Annotated in this window: 22 protein-coding genes; 14 read left to right on the top strand and 8 right to left on the bottom strand. The window is 39.7% G+C overall.

The features are described from left to right. Nucleotides 1-47: 47 nt before the first annotated feature. The 3 genes from hpxO to KTJ10_RS15980 all read right to left on the bottom strand — a co-directional run bounded on the left by hpxO (nucleotide 48) and on the right by KTJ10_RS15980 (nucleotide 3,361). Nucleotides 48-1,205 carry an FAD-dependent urate hydroxylase HpxO gene (hpxO, locus tag KTJ10_RS15990; RefSeq protein WP_262442420.1) on the bottom strand — a complete coding sequence of 386 codons (1,158 nt, stop codon included), beginning with the start codon at nucleotides 1,203-1,205 and terminating at the stop codon, nucleotides 48-50. A 192-nt stretch (nucleotides 1,206-1,397) separates the two neighbouring features. Continuing rightward, a complete protein-coding gene (locus tag KTJ10_RS15985; protein ID WP_002113694.1) occupies nucleotides 1,398-2,114 on the bottom strand; it encodes a FadR/GntR family transcriptional regulator in 717 nt (238 codons plus the stop codon). Nucleotides 2,115-2,347: 233 nt separating this feature from the next. Next, the gene (locus tag KTJ10_RS15980; protein WP_199977581.1) at nucleotides 2,348-3,361 is read right to left on the bottom strand and encodes an isopenicillin N synthase family dioxygenase; all 1,014 of its coding nucleotides are present in this window, start codon (nucleotides 3,359-3,361) and stop codon (nucleotides 2,348-2,350) included. A gap of 658 nt (nucleotides 3,362-4,019) precedes the next feature. Between KTJ10_RS15980 and KTJ10_RS15975 the strand changes: the two genes are divergently transcribed. The 6 genes from KTJ10_RS15975 (at nucleotide 4,020) to KTJ10_RS15950 (ending at nucleotide 10,149) form a co-directional block, all read left to right on the top strand. Next, nucleotides 4,020-5,012, top strand: a complete 993-nt coding sequence (locus KTJ10_RS15975; protein ID WP_019767751.1) for an ABC transporter substrate-binding protein — start codon at nucleotides 4,020-4,022, stop codon at nucleotides 5,010-5,012. A 50-nt stretch (nucleotides 5,013-5,062) separates the two neighbouring features. Beyond that, the gene (locus KTJ10_RS15970; RefSeq protein ID WP_262442419.1) at nucleotides 5,063-5,884 is read left to right on the top strand and encodes an ABC transporter ATP-binding protein; all 822 of its coding nucleotides are present in this window, start codon (nucleotides 5,063-5,065) and stop codon (nucleotides 5,882-5,884) included. After that, nucleotides 5,877-6,671: an ABC transporter permease gene (locus KTJ10_RS15965; RefSeq protein ID WP_032063340.1), complete on the top strand. Its 795-nt coding sequence runs from the start codon at nucleotides 5,877-5,879 to the stop codon at nucleotides 6,669-6,671. Before KTJ10_RS15970 ends, KTJ10_RS15965 begins: the two co-directional genes overlap by 8 nt. Further along, nucleotides 6,668-8,137: an amidohydrolase family protein gene (locus KTJ10_RS15960; RefSeq protein WP_238516846.1), complete on the top strand. Its 1,470-nt coding sequence runs from the start codon at nucleotides 6,668-6,670 to the stop codon at nucleotides 8,135-8,137. Before KTJ10_RS15965 ends, KTJ10_RS15960 begins: the two co-directional genes overlap by 4 nt. Before the next feature lie 306 nt (nucleotides 8,138-8,443). After that, a complete protein-coding gene (locus tag KTJ10_RS15955) occupies nucleotides 8,444-9,274 on the top strand; it encodes an alpha/beta fold hydrolase (RefSeq protein ID WP_126645604.1) in 831 nt (276 codons plus the stop codon). A gap of 182 nt (nucleotides 9,275-9,456) precedes the next feature. After that, a complete protein-coding gene (locus KTJ10_RS15950; protein WP_262442418.1) occupies nucleotides 9,457-10,149 on the top strand; it encodes a type 1 glutamine amidotransferase domain-containing protein in 693 nt (230 codons plus the stop codon). A 92-nt stretch (nucleotides 10,150-10,241) separates the two neighbouring features. On the opposite strand, the gene KTJ10_RS15945 is transcribed toward KTJ10_RS15950, so the two are convergent. Both KTJ10_RS15945 and KTJ10_RS15940 read right to left on the bottom strand, forming a co-directional pair. Further along, nucleotides 10,242-11,447 (bottom strand): NAD(P)/FAD-dependent oxidoreductase, encoded by a 1,206-nt coding sequence (locus KTJ10_RS15945; RefSeq protein ID WP_262442417.1) that lies wholly within the window; start codon nucleotides 11,445-11,447, stop codon nucleotides 10,242-10,244. Between the two features lie 158 nt (nucleotides 11,448-11,605). Continuing rightward, complete coding sequence (locus KTJ10_RS15940) at nucleotides 11,606-12,154, bottom strand: RrF2 family transcriptional regulator (RefSeq protein WP_000323486.1); 549 nt, start codon at nucleotides 12,152-12,154, stop codon at nucleotides 11,606-11,608. Between the two features lie 406 nt (nucleotides 12,155-12,560). On the opposite strand from KTJ10_RS15940, the gene KTJ10_RS15935 reads away from it, so the two are divergent. Then, nucleotides 12,561-12,929, top strand: a complete 369-nt coding sequence (locus tag KTJ10_RS15935; RefSeq protein WP_026056125.1) for a hypothetical protein — start codon at nucleotides 12,561-12,563, stop codon at nucleotides 12,927-12,929. Nucleotides 12,930-12,986: 57 nt separating this feature from the next. Here the strand turns inward: KTJ10_RS15935 and KTJ10_RS15930 are convergent, their stop codons facing one another. From KTJ10_RS15930 to KTJ10_RS15920, 3 genes are all read right to left on the bottom strand, one after another. Beyond that, nucleotides 12,987-14,006: an MBL fold metallo-hydrolase gene (locus tag KTJ10_RS15930; protein ID WP_262442416.1), complete on the bottom strand. Its 1,020-nt coding sequence runs from the start codon at nucleotides 14,004-14,006 to the stop codon at nucleotides 12,987-12,989. Between the two features lie 139 nt (nucleotides 14,007-14,145). Further along, a complete protein-coding gene (locus tag KTJ10_RS15925) occupies nucleotides 14,146-14,715 on the bottom strand; it encodes a TetR/AcrR family transcriptional regulator (RefSeq protein ID WP_262442415.1) in 570 nt (189 codons plus the stop codon). Nucleotides 14,716-14,808: 93 nt separating this feature from the next. Next, nucleotides 14,809-15,744, bottom strand: a complete 936-nt coding sequence (locus tag KTJ10_RS15920) for a LysR family transcriptional regulator (RefSeq protein ID WP_032056047.1) — start codon at nucleotides 15,742-15,744, stop codon at nucleotides 14,809-14,811. Nucleotides 15,745-15,923: 179 nt separating this feature from the next. Between KTJ10_RS15920 and KTJ10_RS15915 the strand changes: the two genes are divergently transcribed. From KTJ10_RS15915 to KTJ10_RS15885, 7 genes are all read left to right on the top strand, one after another. Next, a complete protein-coding gene (locus KTJ10_RS15915; protein ID WP_000190709.1) occupies nucleotides 15,924-16,688 on the top strand; it encodes an SDR family oxidoreductase in 765 nt (254 codons plus the stop codon). Between the two features lie 12 nt (nucleotides 16,689-16,700). Beyond that, nucleotides 16,701-17,456: an SDR family NAD(P)-dependent oxidoreductase gene (locus tag KTJ10_RS15910; protein ID WP_199993339.1), complete on the top strand. Its 756-nt coding sequence runs from the start codon at nucleotides 16,701-16,703 to the stop codon at nucleotides 17,454-17,456. Between the two features lie 44 nt (nucleotides 17,457-17,500). After that, complete coding sequence (locus KTJ10_RS15905) at nucleotides 17,501-18,412, top strand: SDR family NAD(P)-dependent oxidoreductase (RefSeq protein WP_000154577.1); 912 nt, start codon at nucleotides 17,501-17,503, stop codon at nucleotides 18,410-18,412. 2 nt (nucleotides 18,413-18,414) lie between these two features. Further along, complete coding sequence (locus KTJ10_RS15900; protein ID WP_069036739.1) at nucleotides 18,415-18,876, top strand: MaoC family dehydratase; 462 nt, start codon at nucleotides 18,415-18,417, stop codon at nucleotides 18,874-18,876. A 9-nt stretch (nucleotides 18,877-18,885) separates the two neighbouring features. After that, complete coding sequence (locus KTJ10_RS15895) at nucleotides 18,886-20,709, top strand: acyl-CoA dehydrogenase (RefSeq protein ID WP_262442414.1); 1,824 nt, start codon at nucleotides 18,886-18,888, stop codon at nucleotides 20,707-20,709. 157 nt (nucleotides 20,710-20,866) lie between these two features. Then, nucleotides 20,867-22,240, top strand: a complete 1,374-nt coding sequence (locus KTJ10_RS15890; RefSeq protein ID WP_002113782.1) for an outer membrane protein transport protein — start codon at nucleotides 20,867-20,869, stop codon at nucleotides 22,238-22,240. 137 nt (nucleotides 22,241-22,377) lie between these two features. After that, nucleotides 22,378-24,018 (top strand): AMP-binding protein, encoded by a 1,641-nt coding sequence (locus KTJ10_RS15885; protein WP_199993336.1) that lies wholly within the window; start codon nucleotides 22,378-22,380, stop codon nucleotides 24,016-24,018. Nucleotides 24,019-24,077 lie beyond the last annotated feature (59 nt).

Below are 24,077 nucleotides of genomic sequence, written 5' to 3'. Positions count from 1 at the left end.
TTATGGGTTAAAAAAATCCCCCTATAGAGGAGGAAGTATTTAAATATCTAGTCGAGAGGATTGCCGATAATATTACTGATGATCCCTTGCATGATGTGAGTACCTTGTTCCTGATATAAAGATTCATACCACTCTTGGGTGATTTTCGGGTCTTTCATGTGTGTCACATCACAACGTTTGCGTGCTCTTAACACCATTTCCTTAGTACGATCATTGCGTTTGTTTTGATAGCGGTTCAAAGCATCTTCCAATCCAAAAGTATTGATTTGTAAGGCACGAGCAAGATAAATCGCATCCTCCATGGCTTGACAGCCACCTTGTCCAATATCCGGAGTAGTGCTATGGGCAGCATCACCTAAGAGCACTACACGTCCTTTATAGAAATTCATAAAAGGCTCGATATCATGGATCTCGACACGATTGGTTTTTTGCTCATCTAAACGCTCAATGAGTTTTTGTACTGGTTCACACCAACCACTAAAATGCATTTTAAGGTCTTGCTTATAATATTCACGCTGATTTGACAGTCCAGCTTCAAGCGGCACATCAAAGAAGAAATAGAAACGATTTTGTGCAACGGGCATGAGTGATACACGTTTACCTTCACCAATATATGTGGTCCATTGCATGGCTGGTGCAATCTGCTCATCAATATCAACCAATCCATTCCAATTTACATAGCCAGCATAGCGACGTTCAACTTGATGGCCCAGTACAAACTGCCGCGTAAGTGAATGTGTACCATCTGCACCAATCAGTAGATCGGCTGTTATCTGAGAACCATCCTGAAAATGTATGGTGACATCATTTTGATGAGCTTCAATTGCAGTCATTTTCATCCCGAGTTTGATGTCTTCCAGACCAAATTGCTGCATTAATAATTGTTGTAGATCAGCTCGAGCGACAGGATAGGCACGTTGTCCTACTTCTTTATATAAAGGTAACAAACTAAATTGGGTCATGGTTTGTTGGTTAAGACCATCAAGATATGCTAAAGACTCCATTTGTCCACCTAGTTTCTGGATTTGATCCGTTAAACCAAGATAGTTGAGACACTTAACACCATTTGACCAAAGTGAGATGGCAGCGCCAACAGGTAATATTTCGGCTGCTTGCTCATAGATTGTGACCTGATGACCAAATTTTTTTAAAGCGATACCAGCAGTTAAACCGCCCATACCTGCACCTACAATCGCGATATTCATTGTTCAGATCCTAAGTATTTTAGTAAGTTTCTAAACCGTTCTAAGCGAGAAGTGTGCCAATTTTATTAACTGGTTTTACTGGTCATACCAGTAATGTTGCTCCATTAAAAAGCAATCTTAATAAAGTGGTATTGATGTGGTTCAAAGTATGGAGCAAAGTAGTGCATAGCACTACAAATTTGGAATTTATGATTATATTGCGCTGTTATGTCTGGAAAAATACACACCAGCACGCTGTGCGGCACCAATAATATGTGCTTGCATAGCTTTTTCAGCTGCTGCTGAGTCCTGATTAAATAAAGCTTGCAGAATTAATTCATGTTCATGAATGGTTTTAAATGCCAGATTGGGTTGAACAAAGGGTAGGATCTGACTCTTTTTAATCCAGTCAGTATGTATTTTAAGTGTTTGAATAATAGATTGATTATGACTAAGTTCAATAATATGTTGATGAAATGCATAATCAAATTCAGAGGCTGCTTGCCAGTTTTGTTCTTTGATTGCACTTGCTAATGATTGGTAATGTTGCTGTAAGATGGACTTATCGTCTTCAGTTAAATACTCACATGCGAGAAGTGCGCAAAAACTTTCTAGTACATAGCGTAATTGATAGAAATCTTTAAGTGATACACGATGTTCACCATCCCATTGTTCTGCCGCTTGGCTATGCTGTGAAATAACGTAAACACCTTTACCTGCTTTGATTTCTAATAGACCTAAAGCGGCGAGGCGGGTTAATGCTTCACGTAAAGAAGCACGGCTGATTCCTAATTGAATGGCAAGCTCACGTTGTGAGGGTAAGGCAGACCCGACTGCATAAGTATTTTGTTGAATGCGTTGATAAATGATTTCCACCGCTTGCTCAGTCACCTGAGATGATTTTCCATTGAGCATAGCTTGTGGGCTCATAAGCAACACACCGTAAATATATAAATAAATAATTTGATTCTACACAAAATTTATCTATTTGTTGGTGCACGTGCTTAAAATTAGCCGTATTTTTAATAACAGATCAGACCAGTTGAACTGGATATTACGTTATTGAATAAGGATAAAAAGTTTAAGAATGATTAATGAGAATATGTATTGCTGAAACTTCAGAACGTTCAGAGATTATTTATCTCTGAACGTACACAGTACTTTTAATACTTTCCGTTGAAGTTTGCGCTAATTCTTTGTTTTAAATATTCTTTAGCTGTAATGGCCGGATATTTCTTTTGAGGTCCTTCAATGATCATATCTTCATTGGCTTGGCAGAAGAACGCCAAACTATAACGTGCGCCTTGATATTCATTTGTTTCAGGATTTTTAACACGATGAAAATTAGAAGGCAGTTGATCATCGCTCCAACGCGTGAGCATATCACCGATATTACAGGTAATTACATCATCACGTGGCTCAATGCTGGTCCATTGCTGTTCTTCCATATCTTTACCCGGACAAACTTGCAGGCCACCTTGTCCTTTACGTTGGAACAGTAGCGTTAAACAGTCAAAATCTGTATGCGCTCCTGCACGCCATAGACCTAATTGATCTTTAAGAGCAGGGTCAATTGCATAGTAGTGCAGCATTCTTAAAGTACTTTGGTAGCTTTCTTGATCAGGGTCATGAGCAAGAGTAAAGAAGTTATCGGCAAAGCCTAGTTTATAAGCAAAGCAAGATAAAATTTTCATGCCGACTTGCCAGCATGCATGTTCAAACTCCAACATGGTATCTTTAAAATTAGGTAATTCCTCTTGACTAGGATAAAGACCTTCCATACGTGGGCGGGTAATTTGATAAGACTCTTTTTGGTCTGGTGTGCTGGTCGATGGACGAACCTGTGCCTTACTTTCCCAACCTGCATTGCGATTGAGTGGGTAGCGAGCTTTAATCGATTCTGGCAGATTAAAAAACTGTTGTGTCATTTCAAATGCAGTTTGAATCTGCTCAAGTGGAATCCCATGATTCGATACTTGAAAGAAACCAATATCAGTAGCTGCTGACCAGAGTTGGTCCGCAATTTCATATTTACGTTGTTCAAAATTAGATAAATCAATGACCCGGACTTCCCGTTCAAAGGTCTCTTGACCAAAAGCTCCCATACGAGCTTCTTTTTGCAGTTCTTCTAAGCTGTAGTCATTTTCAGCTACTGGAGTCATATTGGCGCTGTTCATATTTCAACCTCATATTTTGGATAATCGTGACCCAATCAAATAGATTGAAATAGATGGGTCACATTCAAAAAAGAGCCACACGTTCTTAATAAAAGATAACTTTATGCAAAGAACATGAGCTGTTTTCTGAGCAATGACCCACATAGCAATTAATATTACTACTATGCTGAACGCTTCTACTCTGACATAGAGCATGTAGCACTTTTTGTGCCAATTTCTAAGGATAGGTTATGAAGTTGGGATGGGGAGAGCAATATTGCACTTATAGAGGAATTACAGATGAATAATCAAAAAGTCCTTATGCCAGACAAGCACCTGCGAAGTGCATGAATGATGAACTAGTGCACCACTAAGCCGCATATAAAACAAATTAATTAACGCAATTTATTCATCTAGGCATGATTAAAAATAAGCCCAAATTAGATTATTACTATGAAAAACAAAATGAAATCAAAATTGGCACAGAGCTTGCTAATTCATTCCTGAGTATAAGCGGTCAGTGTGTAGTAAACATGCGGGACATTGCTCTACAGCGTTTGCTGTTCCTCTTTTGGGGACAAAACCATCTTGGTTTTGAGAGAAATGTGCATTTGATACATTGATTGCCCCCCTAAAAAGAATAGCAAGATAAATCAATACAGATTTAGGGGGCTTATTTATGAATATTCAGCACTATGTAAGCAAAGGGCGACGTACTGTTATTGTGAGTGCATTATTGGGGCTAGGAACAATTTTCAGTTCAACCAGTTATGCTGCCGATAAACTTGTTCTACAAACCACGTGGTATGCACAAGCCGAGCAAGGTGGTTATTATCAGGCACTTGCACAAGGGATTTATAAAAAATACGGACTCGATGTCGATATTAAAATTGGTGGGCCACAAGTCAATAATATGACCTTACTATTGTCCAAACGTGCCGACATTATAATTAATTATGATTTACAGGTCTTAAAGGGTATTGAAAGTAATTTTCCAATCAAAGCAGTTGCGGCACCATTTCAGTTTGATCCACAAGGTGTATTAACTCATGGCGATGTAAAGTCTTTGGCGGACTTAAAAGGCAAAACAATTCTTGTTTCAACCAGTGGGCAAGCAAGCTGGTGGCCATGGTTAAAAGGGAAATATAAATTAAATGCAGCACAGGCTCGCCCTTATACCTTCAATATGCAGCCATTTTTAGCTGGCAAAAATGTGGCACAGCAAGCCTATGCAACCTCTGAAGTCTTTCAGGCAAAAAAAGCAGAGCCTTCAAGTAATTTCTTTTTATTTGCTGATGCTGGCTATCCAGCTTATGGCGGTATTTTAGTTACACGTAATGATGTGATTCAAAACAAACCAGATGTTGTGCGTCGTTTTGTTCAGGCATCGATGGAGGGATGGAAAAACTATTTAGCTGATCCTCGATTAGGGAATAGTCTGATTAAAAAAGAAAACCCAAATATGAAAGATGATCTGCTGGCCTTTGCAGTAGGTCAAATGCGCAAACTCAAACTGATTGATGGAGGAGATGCTAAAACACAAGGAATCGGGGTCATGACCGATGCGCGTTGGAAAGCCACACGAGATTTTATGGTGAACGCTGGCTTGTTAAAAGCTCAAACCAACTGGAAAACTGCTTATACCACACAGTTTGTTAAAACTGCCAAGTAGTCAGGGTTATAGGGTTAAGAAAAAAGGCATTCGCGCGGAGGGGAAACCATATGAATTCTGCATTAACAATTGATACTTCTATACATGAATCTTCAAATTTTATTACGCCAATGATTATGGTCAGAGGGGTAGAAAAGACTTATCCAAATGGTACTAATGCTTTACAACGTTTGGATTTAAATATTGCACGTGGTGAGATTGTTTCATTACTTGGACCGTCAGGTTGCGGGAAAAGTACTTTACTGAAAATGTTTGCCGATCTGGAGCAACCTTCTGCGGGACTAGTGCGTTGGAATGGCAAGGCCGAGATTCAATCACAATGTAAAATGGCAATGGTCTTTCAAGAAGCAACCCTGATGCCTTGGGCTAATATTGCAGAAAATGTACGCTTACCTTTGGATTTGCAGCATATTTCGAAATCAACTAGTACACCCAAAGTTATGGCCGCGTTAAAGGCCGTTGGTTTAGAAAACTTTAGTCAGGCTTATCCCCGCGAGCTTTCGGGGGGCATGCAAATGCGTGCCTCCTTGGCTCGTGCATTAGTGACTGAACCAGACTTACTGTTAATGGATGAGCCCTTCGGAGCTTTAGATGAGTTTACTCGCCATAAACTTGACAGTGATATCCGTCAATTATGGTCTGAGCGAGATTTAACCGTAGTTTTTGTTACTCATAGCATCTATGAAGCAGTGTATTTATCTTCGCGGGTCATTGTGATGGGGGCACGACCAGGACGTGTGGTGGCTGATCTAGAAATTGAAGGGCCTTATGTGCGTGATGAAGCTTTCCGTAGTTCTGAAGTCTTTATTCAACAATGTTCACATCTATCCCAAGTATTAGCTGAGGCAAGCCGAGGGCATGGTCATGATTAAACCATTAATGGAACATCCAAAGGTACAACGTATTGCAGCTCCACTAGGGTTAGGTCTGATTTTCCTACTAGTTTGGCAGTTGAGTTTTCAACAGCTTGAAGTACCTGTATATGTCGTGCCAAAACCCAGCGATATTGTTATGGCAATGATTAAAGAGTCCAGTGTGTTATTTGGAAGCTTGTTGATCACACTAAAAATTACCTTATTGGCTTTTGTCTGTGCTGTAGTCATTGGCACCTTGATCGCTTTCGTCTTTGTACAAAGCCGTGTAGTAGAAGCCTGTTTTATGCCTTATGCCATTTTATTTCAGGTGACTCCAATTGTCGCTATTGCCCCTCTGGTGATTATCTGGATTCAAAATACAACATTAGCATTAGTCGTTTGTGCCATGTTAGTTGCAGTATTTCCAATATTGACTAACACCACTTTAGGTTTACGTAGCGTCAACAAAGGTTTACTTAATCTTTTTCAGATCAATAAAGCCAGTCGTTGGCAAATTTTAATACGCTTACGTGTGCCGAATGCTTTGCCTTATTTCTTTGGTGGGTTGCGTATTTCTTCTGGTTTGGCACTTATTGGCGCCGTGGTTTCGGAGTTTGTGGCTGGAGCTGGTGGGACTAGTGCAGGTTTGGCTTACCAAATTTTGCAAGCAGGTTTTCAGCTCGATTTACCATTAATGTTTGCAGCATTATTTCTTATCACGTGCACAGGCTTGGGTTTATTTGTGCTGATGTCTTTATTAAGTCATTTCTTTTTAAGTAAATGGCATGAGAGTGAACAAGTATGAGTCATGATCTTTCAAATAATGGTTCTTTAAATCATCGCTATTTAATCAAAAATGCTTATGCCATTTTGACAGGGTTATCGGGGGATGCAGCACGTTCTTCATTTACTGATATCCGTATTCAAGATGGTAAAATTATTGAATTGGGACAACTGACCGCAAAACCGAATGAACAAATTATCGATGCGAAAGACTGTGTAATTTATCCAGCTTGGGTAAATACTCATCATCATTTATTTCAATCTTTATTGAAGGGTGAACCACAAGGTTTAAATCAAAACCTAACCTCATGGCTTGCCAGTACGCCATATCGATTTCGTGGTGCATTCGACGAAGCCACATTTCGAGTGGCAGTACGCATTGGGTTAATTGAATTATTACGGTCAGGTTGCGCAACAGTAGCTGATCATCATTATCTTTACTGGCCACAAATGCCATTCGATGGGGCTGCGATTTTATTTGATGAAGCTGAAAAGTTAGGCATGCGTTTTGTGTTATGCCGAGGTGGTGCAACTCTAACGCGTGGCTTAGAAAGCGAATTACCGCAAGCATTACGCCCTGAGAAATTTGAAGACTATATGGAGGATATAGAACTCCTAGTACAGCGATATCATCAACCGAGTTCCGATGCATTCCGGAAAATCGTAATGGCACCCACTACAGCTTTGCATTCGACCACTGCACAGCAATTAAGAGAAAGCGCCAAGATTGCTAGACAATTGGGTATCCGCATGCATAGCCATTTATCTGAAACAGTAGATTATCTGGATGCGGCTAGAGCCAAATTTGGTATGACACCTGTACAGTTTTGTGCAGAGCAGGATTGGGTTGGAAGCGATGTCTGGTTTGCCCATTTGGTTAAGCTATTACCTGAAGAAATACAGCTGTTGGGCCAAACTCAAACAGGGATTGCACATTGTCCTCAGAGTAATGCACGTTTGGGTAGTGGAATTGCTGATCTTGTCAGTTTAGAACAAGCGGGTATGACTATTTCGATTGGAGTAGATGGTGCGGGCTCGAATGAAGCCGCAGATATGTTATCTGAAACCCATGCTGCATGGCTGTTACAACGGGCCAGAAAGGGCATGTCTGCTCTACCTCAATATGAGGGTGGGTTATTTGAAGGAGGAGCAGATGCTGCAAGTATTGAGGATATCATTCGTTGGGGAACTTTAGGTGGAGCTAAGATTTTAGGTTTAGATCAAGTTGGTTCAATTGAGGTTGGACAACAGGCAGATTTAGTGGCTTATCAATTGGATGATCCACGTTATTTCGGCTTACATGATATGGCGATTGGCCCGGTGGCAAGTGGTGGGAGAGCACATATTAAAGCCATGTTTGTGGCCGGAAAAATGGTAGTGGAAAATGACCAAATTCCTGATGTTGATATGATGGAATTAGCTTGGCAAGCGAAGCAATCGGTGAAACTGTTGCAGCAGCGTAGTGTAGAAATGGCGAAAATAGCCTAACTTAGATATGTGATTAGACTATGATATTAATAGCTTTAAGTTTATTTAATTTGATAAACATTAGCTAAAAAGAAGGCGGTAATCATACCGCCAAATTCATTTATCAATATAGTTAATGAGTTGTTATATCTTTTGAAATAAAATTACTTTTACATTAATTGACTGAGTAATTACTGATGCTTATATAAGAGCATGTTAATTTATGTGCAACATTGTTATTAGAACATCAAAGCTCATTTTAACTGAGTATAAATATTTAAACCTTTATAACGAATCAACAAGCAGTTTTTCACTAGGAGAACAAAGATGGGATATGTAACCACAAAAGACGGCGTAGAAATTTTCTATAAAGATTGGGGACCACGAGATGCCCAAGTTTTATTTTTTCATCACGGTTGGCCTTTAAGTTCAGATGATTGGGATACACAATTATTATTCTTTTTAGGACAAGGTTATCGTGTTGTAGCACATGATAGACGTGGGCATGGGCGTTCGAGTCAGGTGTGGGATGGTCACGATATGGATCATTATGCAGATGATGTGGCAGAGGTGGTTAAACATCTGAACATTAAAAATGCAATTCATATTGGCCACTCAACAGGTGGCGGTGAAGTAGCTCACTATATTGCACGTCATGGTCAGGACAATGTTAAAAAAGCTGTACTTGTTAGTGCGGTTCCACCATTGATGGTTAAAACAGAAAATAATCCTGAGGGTTTACCAAAAGAAGTTTTTGATGACCTGCAAAATCAAGTACTCACCAATCGTGCGCAATTTTTCCGTGACTTACCATCTGGCCCGTTCTATGGTTTTAACCGCCCAGATGCGAAGCCATCTGAAGGTATCATTTCGAACTGGTGGCGTCAGGGCATGACGGGCAGTGCAAAAGCACATTACGACGGTATTGTGGCATTCTCCCAAACTGACTTTACAGAAGATTTAAAGAAAATCACTATTCCTGTTTTGGTGTTGCATGGCGATGACGACCAGATCGTGCCTTATAAAACGTCTGGTGTAAAATCTGCTGAGTTACTCCCAAATAGCCAACTTAAAATCTATCCGGGTTTTTCACATGGTATGTTAACCGTGAACCATGAAGTGATTAATGCGGACTTATTGGCATTTATTCGCGAATAATTTAAAGCGTTTAAACTTTTAAAAAAGAGGCCTGGTGAGTGCCTCTTTTTTTATATAAAAATAAATTGTAATCAAGATTGAAACAAGGTTCATAACTTTACCAAGCGCACACTTTCAGTAACAGCTTTCTATGTTTTGATAGATGAAAGATAGAAATATAAATATGGAAATGAGGTGAAAAAATGTCTAAACGCATATTACATGTCGTGACCAATGTTTCACGCTATAAGGATGTCGATGAACCAACAGGGCTGTGGTTAGGCGAGCTCACTCATGCTTATGACGAATTTGAAAAGCAAGGTTATGTACAAGATATCGTGAGCCCCAACGGCGGAAAAACTCCGATAGAGCCAAAATCATTAGGGGCTTTGGTTTCTGACAAGTCTGTAAAAGCGAGGGAAGATGATCAAGCCTTTATGACTTTATTGGCTAATACTTTTAAGCCTAGCGATATTAATTGGCAAGACTATGACGTGATTTACTACACAGGTGGTCACGGTGTGATGTGGGATTTTTTAGATAACCCTGAACTTCAAGAAATCACCAAAAATATTTATGAAAAAGGCGGTATTGTTTCGAGTGTTTGTCATGGCTACTGTGGTTTGCTCAATGTCAGACTTTCCAATGGCAAACGACTAATAGAAGGTAAAAAGTTAACAGGCTTTGCATGGAGTGAAGAGGTTTTGGCAGGAGTGGCAAAAAAAGTGCCGTACAATGCCGAAGAGTTAGTGAAAGAATATGGCGCTCGTTATGAAAAGGCCTTTATTCCTTTTGCACCACATGTCGTTCAAGACGGCAAGTTAATTACGGGTCAAAACCCGTTTTCAGCTAAAAAGACAGCTTTAGCGATAATAGAAGACCTAGAAAAGTCATAATTTAATGATTCAAATATAAACCCTAAAAGCAAAACAGCGATGGGCTTGCTTTTAGGGTTTTTAAATAAATGGATTGATCAAAAAAATTAAGCTTAAGGAACAATCACAAAATCAGGGTTTGCTATTGCAAAAACTGCTTCACGGTCTGCAACTGGTGGATAAATCCAGATAGTATTAATTTCTTGTTTAATTTTTTTAGCTTCATCACGCACAAATTGCACCTGACGATCCCAACCTTCGGTATAAAGTGCACCCCAAGGACCCAAGTCAACACAAGTGACATACTTTGGTTGGCTGTATGGATGAAGTGGTAAATCAACCAATTCTGCCGCAGCATTGTAACCCGCCACACGGCCTAGGCTCATGGCATGTTGGCAAGACATCACGTTAAAATTACCTAAATCATCGGTTAGAACTTTTACAGTATCGCCAGTCACAAAAACATTTTTTGCTTCAGGTGCATGTAAATAAGCATCCCCAATCAAACGGCCTAAATTATCTTTTTCACCAGCAATTTGAGAAGTGAGTGGGTTGGCTCGCATGCCCGCAGTCCAAATCACAGTTTCTGTTTCAATTCTTTCGCCGTTAGAAAGCGTTACGCCAGTGGCATCTAGTGCAGTAACTCTTAGCCCAGCTTTACCTTCAACACCTAGCTCGTTAAGGGCTTCTCGAATAACAGTAGCGGCTTGGTCACCCATTGCTGCACCAATTTCTGTTGAGGAATCTACTAAAACCACACGGACATCAGTTTCACCTAAAATGCTACGCAGACGTTCAGGCATTTCGGTCACAGTTTCAAGCCCAGTCAGTCCACCACCAGCAACAACTACAGTGTTACGAGCCGCATTTGCAGGTTTATGGGCTAAGTTTTTAAGATGTTGATCTAATTTTTCAGCATCTTCTAGTGTGCTTACACTAAATCCATATTCTGTAAGGCCCGGTATCGGTGGCATAAACGTAGTACTTCCTGTTGCCAGAATAAAACGGTCATAGCTTAAGGTTTGTTTGTTGCCATCGGTGGTTGAAACTTCGATTGTCTGTTGGTTTGAGTCAATTTTATTTACCCAACCTGCCAGAAATTTAACCCCAACCACGCTTAATAACTCTGAAATATCAGGGTTCATGTTTTCAAGCACGGCTTCATAAAGACGAGGACGAATCCCAACATTTGGACTAGGAGAAACCATCACCACCTCAATGTTTTGTTCTTGTGAAGCCAAGTGAATTGCTCTTTGTGCAGCGAGTGCCGCCCATAAACCAGCAAAGCCAGAACCTGCAATAACAATACGCTTACTCATTTGATTATCCTTTTGATCAATTTTTCGGACAACACATTCCAGCTCATCACAAAATTTTGGGTGAGCGAATCCATTCTCTGATTGTCCGAAAAAATCTGAGAAGGCGTTTAAAACAGATTAGGGATGTTTTACTTTAGTATTTGAGGCTTATTAGCTCATTAGTCGGGAGTATCCCGCGATATTTTACTTTTCCGCATTTTTGCTGTTCTTCCTTCAATGCGTTCATTGATCCAACCATTTACATCACTAAAAAATACGTCGGGGGCATAACGGCCAAAACGGTCTGCAATATCGCCAAGTGTATGAGCACCTAAAGCGTCTCGCATAGCTTTTTCGGCTTGTAGCATGACAGCATGTACTGCACATACACCACTGGTTGCCCAATCTGGCGGGGCATTGTTAAAGACTGCACATTTACCACGCACTTCTTGGCACTCAAAAAGTGGTTTTTCACCTTCAATTGCATTCACGATATCTAAAAAACTGATTTCGTGAGCAGATCGGGCGAGTAAATATCCACCACGAACACCTTCTTGTGCGACCACAAGTCCTGCCTTTTCAAGTTTAGGAAAAATCTTGGCCATAAAACTCGGAGAGACTCCTTGTAATTCAGCAAGATCCTTACTACTCAAAGGTTTATCTTCATTGTTCACAAGAAAAAGAAGACAGTGAATCGCATACTCGACGCTACTAGTGATATAAGCCATTTAATTTCATAATTGATCAATTACAAACACAGACTAATGTAGTCTGTGTTTTAAGTCAACAACAAAACTAAGACAGAATCAGTCCTAGTTTTAAAAAGGCTATTTAAAAGTATTAATTTTGAATATATCTAATTGAATAATTTAAATTTTATTAAATAAAAAGATTTTAATATTTTATAAAAAATATTTTATTGAGTTCTTTTAATCGTATGAATGTCTAATAGGTGTTTAATCAAATAGTTCACGACTTATAAGTAAGATAGATGAAATGGGATAGGCATTTATCATTTATTTATAGAGTCTTTTAAATTATATTTACGTAGATTGTTTTACTTAAAATATTGAATAGCTTTATCTGAATAAAAATATTTTTTACATAGCATGATGAATGAATAAGAGAATTGTTTTGAAAACTGAATTTATTATTAGATGTATTTATGCACTTTGCCTTATCGGTGCAGGGTTCAACCATTTACAAACAGTTTTGATGCATGGTTTGTTTTGGGACTATAACAATGCGCCTTTATTTACTTGTATTTATTGGACATCTTTAACGTTTATTGATCCACTTGCAGCAATTCTTCTATTTTATAGACCTCGTATCGGCTTAATTCTAACTTTTCTTATTATATTTAGTGATGTCATTCACAACACTTGGATTACATTAAAAGTAGGGCGAGACTTGCTCAACTATATGTATATTTCGCAATTTTTATTTCTGGTTTTTGTTTTGTGCACAATTAAGTTTCCTTGGAAAGCACATAAAACAAGTTAAAATTTAAAGATTGGAGAGCAAAAGCATTTTTTTACTCTCCAAATAATTTTTTCAAACTTACGAACGCCACCAATAATTCTCAACATTCGGCTCATTTAAGTTTAAGAGTTCACCCATTTGCGGTGTGCTAATGGCTAACTCATTTTGTTGAGCCAAGGCGACGATACGTTCAAACGGGTCATCCCAAGCGTGAAGTGCCAAATCAAAAGTACCGTTATGGATAGGCAACAAATGACGTCCTTTTAAGTCGATATGTGCTTGTAAAGTTTGCTCTGGTTGCATATGAACATCGGGCCATTCGGGGTCATAAGCACCAGTTTCTAACATGGTCAGATCGAAAGGACCGTAACGATGTCCAATCTCTTTAAAACCGTCAAAATATCCCGTGTCACCGCTAAAAAATACACGTAAGTCATTATCAATAATCACCCACGACGCCCAAAGTGTTGCATTGCTATCGCCCATCCCACGGCCTGAAAAGTGATGAGCAGGGGTAGCCACCAATTTTAGGCCATCTACATGGGTAGTATCCCACCAATCAAGTTGTTGAACCTTTTCTGCTGGAATTCCCCATTTAATGAGCGTATCACCCACACCAAGCGGTGTTAAGAAATGCTGAACTTTATCGTTAAGCTGCATAACTGCATGGTAGTCGAGGTGGTCGTAGTGGTTATGTGACAAAATCACGCCTTTAATGGGTGGTAATTCGGCAATACTAATCGGTGGCTGGTGGAAACGTTTTGGTCCAAGCCATTGAAAAGGTGACGCACGCTCTGAAAAAACAGGGTCGGTTAACCAAAACTCATTTTGTAGTTTTAATAAGATGGTTGAGTGGCCCAAACGAAATAGAGAGCGGTCAGGCGCACTTAAAAGCTGTTCTTTTGACAAACTTAAAACAGGAATTGCTTTGTTTGGAACAGTGTCTTTTGGTTTGTTAAATAGAAACTTCCACATAAGTTGAAGCGTTTTGCCAAAAGAAGGCTGGTGTTGGTTCGGACGCATATTTCTAAATTTGCCATTATGTTGCTGAGATGGCATTAAGGGAGCAGGCAAGTCTGTTGTGTTTGAAATAGTCATTTTGTTTTTCCTTATTGGAACAAACCTATACGTACAAATAAGAACTTGGGCTAAGTACTTATTTTGATTTATTTAAATGAGTATTTACTCACTCATTAATTCATTCAAAAATAAGGACGCCGTGCATCCTTACTTTTATCTATATTGAAACTGCATGCCAAAAGGCTTCAAAACCTGATTTGCGGTAACGCTCGGCTTGAGAAGGGTCTTGGGCAATAAAATTGAGTGTAACTTCGGCAAGCGCACCTAAAATTGAAGCAATAAATAACGGTGGGTAATCTCTTAATTTTCCGTCATTAATACATTCTTGAATGTTTTGGGTGAGGTCACAAAAGGTTTGCATGCCAATTTGTTTGCTTTGCTCAGTAATTTGTTCCGAGGTTGAAAGCTGTGCCATGACTTTTCTTTTAAGAGGAGTTTCTAAACTCCAGTCCAAATAGCTTTGCCAAATATGCGACATTTGTGTTTGTAGGTCGGAATTAGCAGGGTAACCCAGCATCATGACCTGACGCAGTTCAGCCTTTAATGAAAGATATAACTGGTTCAGCAGTTCTTCTTTATTACTAAAATAGGTAAATAAAGTACCTTCTGCCACGCCAGCAACTTTGGCAATTTTTGAGGTAGACGCACGTTCGCCAAGCTCTGCTAATGTTTCAATAGCAGCACTTAAAATTGCATTACGTTTATCTTCACTGCGTGGACGAGCCATATATAAATACATTAATTGAGTGATTACTCAATCATACATAAAAATATGAGCAGCGCAAGCAAAATAGAATTTTATTGTCATAAATTTACTATTTTATAAACTATTCATAAGCTGCAATATTTGACTCTTACACCATACGATTTGGTGTTCATGGGACTTTTGCTGATCCCAATATAAATTCATCTGATATCCAACAATATCTATCGGTAGCGGATGCACCTTAATTTGAGGGTAAGTATCTTTAAAATGAGCAATTTGACATTGAGGAATCGTGAGTAAATGGTCCATTTGTGTAATTAATCGGATTGCCGTTTCATATTGTTGGCAGCGGAAACTAATCGTTCTTTTGATACCTTGTTTAGATAAGAAAAAATCTTCAAAAACACGACCTGTAGGACGAGAGGACACTGTAATGTGTTTAGCTTCTAAATAAATTTCTTTGGTTAGGTTTGTTTTGGATAATAAGGGATGCTGCTTGCGACTTATTACTACAAATTGATCTTTTGTAAGGCATTCATAACCAATGCTATCTTCAACCGAATGTTGCACATCAATCGCAAAATCGATTTTTCCCGTAGAAAGCTCATGTCTTAAGTTTTTACGATCAATGCGTACGCTATTTAACTGCAAATTAGGATTAAATTGAGTTAAGTGCTGAATAATAGAGGGTAAAAAAATTCCTTCATACTCATCATTCATAGCAATTGTGAGATGCTTTAAATCTCGTGCTGGTACAAAATCATGCGTGCTTTGAATTGCTTGATGCATAAGTTGTAATGACTGTTCAATTTTAGGCCATAAACGTTTGGCTAAAGGTGATGGAACAACACCGTGTCCATCTCGAATAAATAATGGGTCATTAAAATGATCACGTAAACGAGCCAAAGCATGGCTAACAGCAGGTTGACTTAGAAAAAGTTGTTCACTGGCCCGTGTTAGATTTTTTTCTTTATAAATTGCCACAAATACACGAAATAAATTGAGATCAATACGAGCAAGAGAGGCAATATTATTATTCATTTCATTCATAGTTTGTTATTCAAACAATTCATTTTATTCATTGTAACAAGTTAGATATGGTCAGGAAATAGCATAAGAAATAGAGTGATTAATACTGTGAATTTTGAATGTAGCGCTTGTAGTAACAGCATTTAGAAAGCGTTGATTACAACTAATTTTTATAAAACCTATGAACATAAGGAAATGATATGGCAACACATTTATTTGATTTGACTGGAAAAATAGCTTTAGTTACAGGTGCAAGCCGTGGTATTGGTGAAGAAATTGCCAAACTTTTAGCAGAACAAGGTGCACATGTAATTGTATCTAGTCGCAAGATTGAAGATTGCCAACGCGTTGCTAATGAAATTATTGCAGCAAATGGTAAAGCGGAGGCAGCCGCCTGTCATGTGGGTAAACTCGAAGATATTGCAGCAATTTTTGAATATATTCGTAAAGAACACGGTCGTTTAGATATTTTAGTCAATAATGCAGCTGCCAACCCTTATTTTGGTCATATTCTCGATACAGATATTGGGGCCTATAACAAAACGGTTGAAGTCAATATTCGTGGATATTTCTTCATGTCTATTGAAGCGGGCAAATTAATGAAAGAACAGGGCAGCGGTGCAATTGTTAATACCGCATCTGTAAATGCCCTGCAACCCGGAGACCGACAAGGTATTTATTCTATTACCAAAGCTGCGGTGGTGAATATGACCAAAGCCTTTGCAAAAGAATGTGGACCATTGGGCATTCGAGTGAATGCTTTATTGCCGGGTCTTACCAAGACTAAATTTGCTTCGGCACTATTTGAAAATGAAGATATTTATAAAAGCTGGATGGACACAATTCCATTACGCCGTCACGCAGAACCGCGTGAAATGGCTGGAACTGTACTTTATTTAGTGTCAGATGCTGCGAGTTACACCAATGGTGAATGTATTGTAGTTGATGGCGGTTTAACTATTTAGGGAGGAATAGCAATGTACGAACATTATTCAGGTCAAGTGGTCTTAATCACAGGTGCGGCGAGTGGATTTGGTGCATTGCTGGCAGAGCAACTGGCGAAGTATGGTGCAAAATTAGTGTTGGGTGACTTGAATATTGAAGGGTTAAATACTGTAGTTGAACCGCTACGCCAAGCAGGAGTGGAGGTGGTTGCGCAAGTGTGTGATGTCAGCTCTGAAGCAGATGTACAGGCTTTGGTGCAAAGTGCAGTTACTCAGTTTGGTAGAATCGATGTCGGGATAAATAATGCAGGTATGAGTCCGCCTATGAAAAGCTTTATTGATACCGATGAAGCAGATCTGGATTTGAGTTTTGCCGTCAATGCCAAAGGTGTGTTCTTTGGAATGAAGCATCAAATTCGTCAGATGTTGCAACAAGGGGGTGGCATTATTCTGAATGTTGCTTCTGTTGCAGGTTTAGGTGCGGCTCCCAAATTGGCTGCCTATTCTGCGGCAAAGCATGCTGTGGTGGGCTTAACCAAAACAGCAGCGATTGAATATGCAAATAAAGGCATTCGAGTTAATGCAATTTGTCCATTTTATACAACCACTCCGATGGTGGTCGACAGTGAACTCAAAGAGAAACAAGACTTTTTAGCGCAGGCCTCGCCAATGAAGCGTCTTGGCCATCCAAGCGAAGTGGTGGCAATGATGCTGATGATGTGTGCCAAAGAAAACTCATATCTCACAGGTCAAGCCATTGCAATTGATGGCGGCGTGACAGCTTATTAAAACATTTATTAAATACATCTTATTCATATATTTAGGAAAAAATCATGACAATTAATTTAAGCAATCGAGTGGCTATTGTTACAGGTGCAGGTGCAGGTCTAGGGCGGGAACATGCATTGTTACTGGCTCGTTTGGGTGCAAAAGTGGTCGTGAATGATCTTGGTAGCGATGTGAACGGAAAAGGTGGCTCAACCATGGCGGCCCAAAAAGTCGTGGATGAAATTATTGCGGCTGGTGGCGAGGCGATGGCAAATGGTGCTTCAGTCACTGATATTGAACAAGTTCAACAGATGGTAGATGAAACAATTGCCCGTTGGGGACGTGTAGATATTTTAATTAATAACGCTGGAATTCTTCGAGATAAAACTTTTAGCAAAATGTCCTTAGATGACTTCCGTACCGTGATTGATGTCCACTTAATGGGGGCAGTAAATTGCACTAAAGCGGTATGGGATATCATGCGCGAGCAAAAATATGGTCGTATCGTTATGACGACTTCATCCTCTGGTCTATATGGCAATTTTGGGCAGTCCAACTATAGTGCTGCAAAAATGGCATTGGTTGGACTCATGCAGACACTGGCTTTAGAGGGTGAAAAATCTAATGTTCGGGTGAACTGTCTAGCACCAACAGCTGCAACTCGTATGCTTGAAGGATTATTACCCGAAGAAGCCCTTAAAGCTCTTGCTCCAAGTGCGGTCAGTCCTGCAATCGCGACTTTGGTTAGCGAAGATGCACCTACCCGTATGATTCTTTGTGCTGGCGCAGGTAGTTTTGAAGCTGCCCACATTACCCTTACGCAAGGAATTTATTTAGGTACGGATGAACAAGTTCCGCATGTTTTAGCACAACGTTTAGCTGATGTTTCAGACCGAACAGATGAGTTTGTTCCTGTCAGAGGAGGCGCTCAGGGTGAGCTTGAGCTGAAAAAAGCTTCATTAATGGCAGGAGAATAATTTTGACAAAAAATACATTAAGTATCGACCAGCTTGTTGAGTTACAAGGTCAAGCATTAGGTAGCTCGCAATGGATGACCATTGATCAAAGCATGATTAATACCTTTGCGGATGTCACACAAGATCATCAATTTATTCATGTGGATGAAGAAGCTGCTCGTCAGACACCTTTTGGTGGCACCATTGCCCATGGTTTTTTAACACTCTCTTTACTTTCAGCGATGGCCGCTCAGGTCTTGCCGACTGTACAGGGGCAGAAATCTGGCGTGAATTATGGCATCAATAATTTGCGTTTTATGAGTCCTGTACATAGCGGTAAGCGAGTGCGTGGAAATTTTCACTTAAAAAATGTTTCCCAAAAAAATAAGGGAAGTTATCAGTTGATCATGGAAGTCACGATTGAAATCGAAGATCAGGCAAAACCAGCACTTGTGGCCGAGTGGCTTACACTTGTAAATGTATAGGAATAACCCATGAGCAATGAATTAATTCTCTCTCGCCGTGATGTCGATTTTTTGCTATTCGATTGGCTAAAAGTCGAAGAACTCAGCCAACGCAATTCTTTTGCAGGACAGGACCGTTTTGAATATACGTCTGTTTTAAACGTTTACGAGGCTTTGGCAACCGATTTGTTTGCTCCTCATAATAAAAAAAATGACAGTAACGAACCTGTTTTTGATGGTGAACGTGTAACTGTCAATCCTGAAGTCGGGGTAGCGCTAAAGGCCTTTGCTGATGCAGGTTTGATGAGTGCAGCGTTTCCGTCAGATTGGAATGGAATGAACTTACCCAATACCATCGAGCGTGCAGGTATGGCATATCTACTCGGTGCCAATTCAGGAACAGCGGGCTACGCCTTTTTAACCATTGGTAATGCAAATTTATTAATGGCCCATGGTGAACCTGAAAAAGTGAAACCCTATGTCAACGCTATGATAGAAGGCAAATGCTTCGGAACGATGTGTTTATCTGAACCGCAAGCAGGTTCAAGTCTGGCTGATATTCGTACACGTGCGATTAAAACAAAAGATGGTCGTTATCGTTTGTTTGGAAACAAAATGTGGATTTCAGGTGGCGAGCACGATATCTCTGACAATATTGTTCATTTGGTTTTGGCAAAAATTCCAGATGAAAATGGACAATTACCAGCAGGTGTGCAGGGCATTTCTCTGTTTACCGTACCGCGCAAATTACTCGATGAAAATGGACAGCCAAGTGAACGTAATGATGTGGTATTAGCTGGAATTAACCACAAAATGGGCTATCGGGGAACAGTGAATTGTGTGCTGAATTTTGGGGAAGGTCGTTTCACACCCGAAGGAGATGCAGGCGCAATTGGTGAGCTAGTCGGCGAAGCTGGTAAAGGACTGGCCTATATGTTCCATATGATGAATGAAGCCCGAATTTCGGTTGGACTTGGGGCAGCAGCATTAGGATATACAGGTTATCTTCATGCTTTAGATTATGCAAAAACTCGAGTACAAGGTCGCTCTCGTAGTGAACGTAATCCAAGTTCTCCACAAATCCCGATCATTCAACATGCGGATGTTCGCCGTATGCTATTAGCGCAAAAAGCATATGTCTCAGGTGCGTTGGCACTGTGCCTATATGCAGCCCGATTAACCGATGATATCCACTCGCTTGACGATGCCGAGCAACGCGATCAAGCCCATCAATTACTTGATCTATTAACACCAGTAGTGAAAAGCTGGTCTTCTGAATGGGGGCTTGTGGCAAATGATTTAGCCATTCAAGTTCATGGCGGCTACGGTTATACCCGTGAATATAATGTTGAACAGTTTTATCGGGACAATCGACTCAACCCGATTCATGAAGGAACATTTGGCATTCAAGCGCTCGATTTATTAGGACGAAAAACACGTCTTAATCAGGGACTGTCGATGAAGCTATTACATGAAAAAATCATGAATACGATTGAACAAGCCAACGCAGAGCCTTCTTTAAAAGATCATGCAGATCAATTAGACCAAAAATGGCAACTCATCCGAAATGTAACAGAGAAATTGCATGCATTAACCGATGTTGAACTTCAACTGGCAAATGCCGCCAATTATCTAGAAGCTTTTGGACATCTTGTGGTGGGATGGTTATGGCTTGATCAAGCGGTAGTCATTCATAAACTCATGCCGAACTCAACAGACCCTGATTTTCTACGTGGGAAGCTTGCCGCGTGTGATTATTTCTTTGGCTGGGAAATGCCGAAAATTATGAGTTGGCTAGCGGTACTTGATCCGGTAGAGACGACTCCACTCAATATGTCAGAAGAATGGTTCTAGTAAGAACCATTCCTTAACCGCGCCGTTTGACAGAAAAGGAGAACAACCTGATTTTATAGAAAATACCTAATAAGAATCACTATGTAAAAACAAACATCAGGCGTTCAGTAAAGAGTGCCCTAATAAGTAAAAATAAAAATCTAGGACGGATTAAAAGATGAAAAAGAAAACATTAGTCATGGTCATGGCTTCATTTTGTACGAGCCCACTCTATGCAGCAGCATTTGATCGAACAGGACAATCAATTTCTGCATTTCTACAACCCGGTAATTATTTTGAGGCAAGTTTATCTGTTTCAGACACTTCGTTAGAAGGACAAGAAGCGGGGACAAACCCAACGCGTAATAGTATTTCTGATATTGCAAACTCTGATTATCGTCCCAGTGCAGCTTTGAAATTACAGTTAGCACCTCAGTTCTCATTTGGTTTTCTTTACGATCAGCCATTTACTTCCGACTCAGAATATTATGGAAATAACAGCTTTGTTGCTAAGCCGAGTGATACGATTTTAGTACCGGGCATTGATTCAGCAACACTTGCCCAAAAGACTGGTAGAGAAGTCGTAACAGGTAACACCAAATCGAATTTTGTTATGCAAAATTTTAGTCTGATATTGGGTTATCAACCGGATAAAAACTGGAATTTTTATGCAGGTCCTGTTTATCAGACATTTAAAAGTAACGTCAATTTAAGAGGTCAAGTTTTCAGTTTATATAATGGCTATGACTTTAATGCCAAAGAAGTTGGAGATTGGGGATGGCTGGCAGGATTTGGTTATCAAATTCCCGAAAAAGCCATAAAAGCCTCATTGACCTATCGTTCAGAAATTATGCATGAAGTGACTGCCAATGAAAATGCGCCACTGGTTGATATGTTGAGTACACAGCAAGGCCGTGATTTTCTTGATCAGCATTTGGCGTATATGGTTTCTATAGGACAACTCACTGAATCGCGGAGGGAGGCACTCAATCGTATTGTTGCGGGCTTACCCGAAGCAGGAACATCAGGCTCAACTAAGTTTAGAGCGCCAGAGTCAGTAAATTTGGAATTTCAGACCGGATTACGCAAAGGGACTTTATTGTTCGGTAACGTGCGTTGGGTTCACTGGAACGATTTTGAGTTTAAACCATATCGTTTTGGCGAAATCTCAGAAGTTGTTGGGGTTCTATCAACGCCAAGTCGTCCAAATGGTTTTAATCTGGTTCGTTATTATGATGATCAATGGTCTGCCAATCTTGGAATTGGACAACGCCTAAGCGATAAATGGTCGGGTTCAGTTTCTGTAGGTTGGGACTCGGGAGCAGGTGAGCGCGTATCCACAGGCGGACCAGCTAAAGGTTATTACAGTGTTGGTCTTGGTGCGCAATATAGTCCAACTTCAAAATACTTTATTTCAGGTGGAATGAAGTATCTATGGCTTGGTGACGCCAAAGGTCAGCTTGGTGCCCAGGCAGGCAGTGAATATTATGTGGGTGAATATAAAAATAACTATTCAATCGGTTACGGTTTGAAAATTGGTTATAAATTTTAATTCAACTATTTGATGGATCGCTTAGTTATATAAACAGTTTATTTCTGCACGAGAGTAAGCAGATTAAGAGATTAAAGAAAATATAAAAAGTGGAGTAGGAACAGTTCCATTTCTCCCTCTCATAAAAGGACAATAAGATGACAAAACAGATCTGGTTAGACGAATATAAGCAATGGAATATAGAAAGCACGATTACATTGCCGGATGAACAAACTTCACTTCTCGATTTATGGGACAACAGTTTTAATAAGTTCCAGCAAAGAAAGGCTTTTATATTTGCAGATCAATCTTTTTCTTATGCTGAAATCGATTTATATAGTCGACAAGTAGCAACATTCTTGCAAAGTTTAGGGCTAGAAAAAGGTACACGTGTTGCCGTGATGATGCCCAATATTATTCAGTACCCAATTATTTCACTTGCCGTCATTCGTGCAGGTTACATTCTGGTCAATATTAACCCCCTCTATACAGCCCGCGAGTTAAAGCATCAATTAAATGATGCAGGCGCAAAAGTCTTATTTATATTAGAACAACTTTTACCTGTTTATGACGCTGTCAAAGAGCAAGTGGCGGTTGAACAAATTATTACCACCACCATGACTGAAATGTTGGTCGAGCAACCTACTGAATTAGACACCTTAGATTCTAAAAAATACGCTTTTAGGCAAATCTTATTGAAGGCAAATGCACAAGACTATATACGTCCTAAGCTTGTTCTTGAGGATACTGTGCTTTTGCAATATACGGGTGGAACAACAGGTGTATCCAAGGGCGCAGAATTAACCCATAAAAATATTGTCGCCAACTTATTACAAAATAATGTGGTTTTTAAAAGCTACTTTGGTGACCGAGATGCTTTTGAAGATGAAATAGCGATCTGTGCCTTACCGCTTTATCATATTTTTGGTTTTACTGTCTGTTTATTGCACAGTGCAATGAATAAAGGTTATGCCACTGTTTTAGTTCCAAATCCGCGTGATTTAGATGCTCTCGTGCATTGTTTTGAAAAATATCGTCCTACGGTTTTTCCTGCTGTAAATACTTTATTTAATGCGCTGATTAATCATGAAGGCTTTAATAAATTGGACCATAGCCGTTTAGAAATTACTACAGGCGGCGGTATGGCAATTTTGAAATCCACGGCCGATGGATGGGAAAAACTGACAGGACGTATTATCCGTGAAGGGTATGGCTTATCAGAAACTTCGCCTGTTGCGACTTTTAACCCGCCAATCTCTAATACTTTTAGTGGCACAATCGGTATTCCTGTACCGAGCACGGATATTGCAATTTTGGATGATGAAGGTCATCAATTAGCACCCGGTGAAACTGGAGAAATTGCGATTCGTGGCCCGCAGGTTATGAAAGGTTATTGGAATTTACCTGAAGAAACGAAAGCGGTCATGACTGCTGATGGTTTCTTTAGAACGGGTGATATTGGCTTTATGAATGAAAAAGGCTATACCAAAATTATTGACCGTAAAAAAGACATGATTTTAGTGTCAGGCTTTAATGTTTTTCCAAACGAAATTGAAGAAGTTTTAGCCCAACATCCAAAAATTTTAGAAGTCGCCGTGGTTGGCATTGCAGATGAAAAATCGGGTGAAGTGCCGAAAGCCTTTATTGTCAAAAAGGATGACTCTTTATCGGTTGAAGAAATTCAAATCTATGCAAAAGAAAACCTGACTGGTTACAAACAACCACGCTATATCCAATTTATCAATGAATTACCCAAGTCGAATGTGGGTAAAATTTTAAGAAAAGAACTAAAGGTTTAATAAGAACTTTTAATTAAAAACATAAATGTATGGGACTAGAAGCTCCATAAATAAATGAA

Source organism: Acinetobacter sp. WU_MDCI_Abxc222 (genome assembly GCF_025514755.1).
GTDB lineage: Bacteria > Pseudomonadota > Gammaproteobacteria > Pseudomonadales > Moraxellaceae > Acinetobacter > Acinetobacter geminorum.
The sequence above is the reverse complement of the archived record's forward strand: the minus strand, read 5'-3'. Positions and strand labels throughout refer to the sequence as shown.

Excerpts from the sequence above, each read along its gene's own strand:
- hpxO (WP_262442420.1), bottom strand. The coding sequence starts at position 1,205 with ATGAATATCGCGATTGTAGGTGCAGGTATGGGCGGTTTAACTGCTGGT.
- KTJ10_RS15985 (WP_002113694.1), bottom strand. The coding sequence starts at position 2,114 with ATGAGCCCACAAGCTATGCTCAATGGAAAATCATCTCAGGTGACTGAG.
- KTJ10_RS15980 (WP_199977581.1), bottom strand. The coding sequence starts at position 3,361 with ATGAACAGCGCCAATATGACTCCAGTAGCTGAAAATGACTACAGCTTA.
- KTJ10_RS15975 (WP_019767751.1), top strand. The coding sequence starts at position 4,020 with ATGAATATTCAGCACTATGTAAGCAAAGGGCGACGTACTGTTATTGTG.
- KTJ10_RS15970 (WP_262442419.1), top strand. The coding sequence starts at position 5,063 with ATGAATTCTGCATTAACAATTGATACTTCTATACATGAATCTTCAAAT.
- KTJ10_RS15965 (WP_032063340.1), top strand. The coding sequence starts at position 5,877 with ATGATTAAACCATTAATGGAACATCCAAAGGTACAACGTATTGCAGCT.
- KTJ10_RS15960 (WP_238516846.1), top strand. The coding sequence starts at position 6,668 with ATGAGTCATGATCTTTCAAATAATGGTTCTTTAAATCATCGCTATTTA.
- KTJ10_RS15955 (WP_126645604.1), top strand. The coding sequence starts at position 8,444 with ATGGGATATGTAACCACAAAAGACGGCGTAGAAATTTTCTATAAAGAT.
- KTJ10_RS15950 (WP_262442418.1), top strand. The coding sequence starts at position 9,457 with ATGTCTAAACGCATATTACATGTCGTGACCAATGTTTCACGCTATAAG.
- KTJ10_RS15945 (WP_262442417.1), bottom strand. The coding sequence starts at position 11,447 with ATGAGTAAGCGTATTGTTATTGCAGGTTCTGGCTTTGCTGGTTTATGG.
- KTJ10_RS15940 (WP_000323486.1), bottom strand. The coding sequence starts at position 12,154 with ATGGCTTATATCACTAGTAGCGTCGAGTATGCGATTCACTGTCTTCTT.
- KTJ10_RS15930 (WP_262442416.1), bottom strand. The coding sequence starts at position 14,006 with ATGACTATTTCAAACACAACAGACTTGCCTGCTCCCTTAATGCCATCT.
- KTJ10_RS15925 (WP_262442415.1), bottom strand. The coding sequence starts at position 14,715 with ATGGCTCGTCCACGCAGTGAAGATAAACGTAATGCAATTTTAAGTGCT.
- KTJ10_RS15920 (WP_032056047.1), bottom strand. The coding sequence starts at position 15,744 with ATGAATGAAATGAATAATAATATTGCCTCTCTTGCTCGTATTGATCTC.
- KTJ10_RS15915 (WP_000190709.1), top strand. The coding sequence starts at position 15,924 with ATGGCAACACATTTATTTGATTTGACTGGAAAAATAGCTTTAGTTACA.
- KTJ10_RS15910 (WP_199993339.1), top strand. The coding sequence starts at position 16,701 with ATGTACGAACATTATTCAGGTCAAGTGGTCTTAATCACAGGTGCGGCG.
- KTJ10_RS15905 (WP_000154577.1), top strand. The coding sequence starts at position 17,501 with ATGACAATTAATTTAAGCAATCGAGTGGCTATTGTTACAGGTGCAGGT.
- KTJ10_RS15895 (WP_262442414.1), top strand. The coding sequence starts at position 18,886 with ATGAGCAATGAATTAATTCTCTCTCGCCGTGATGTCGATTTTTTGCTA.
- KTJ10_RS15890 (WP_002113782.1), top strand. The coding sequence starts at position 20,867 with ATGAAAAAGAAAACATTAGTCATGGTCATGGCTTCATTTTGTACGAGC.
- KTJ10_RS15885 (WP_199993336.1), top strand. The coding sequence starts at position 22,378 with ATGACAAAACAGATCTGGTTAGACGAATATAAGCAATGGAATATAGAA.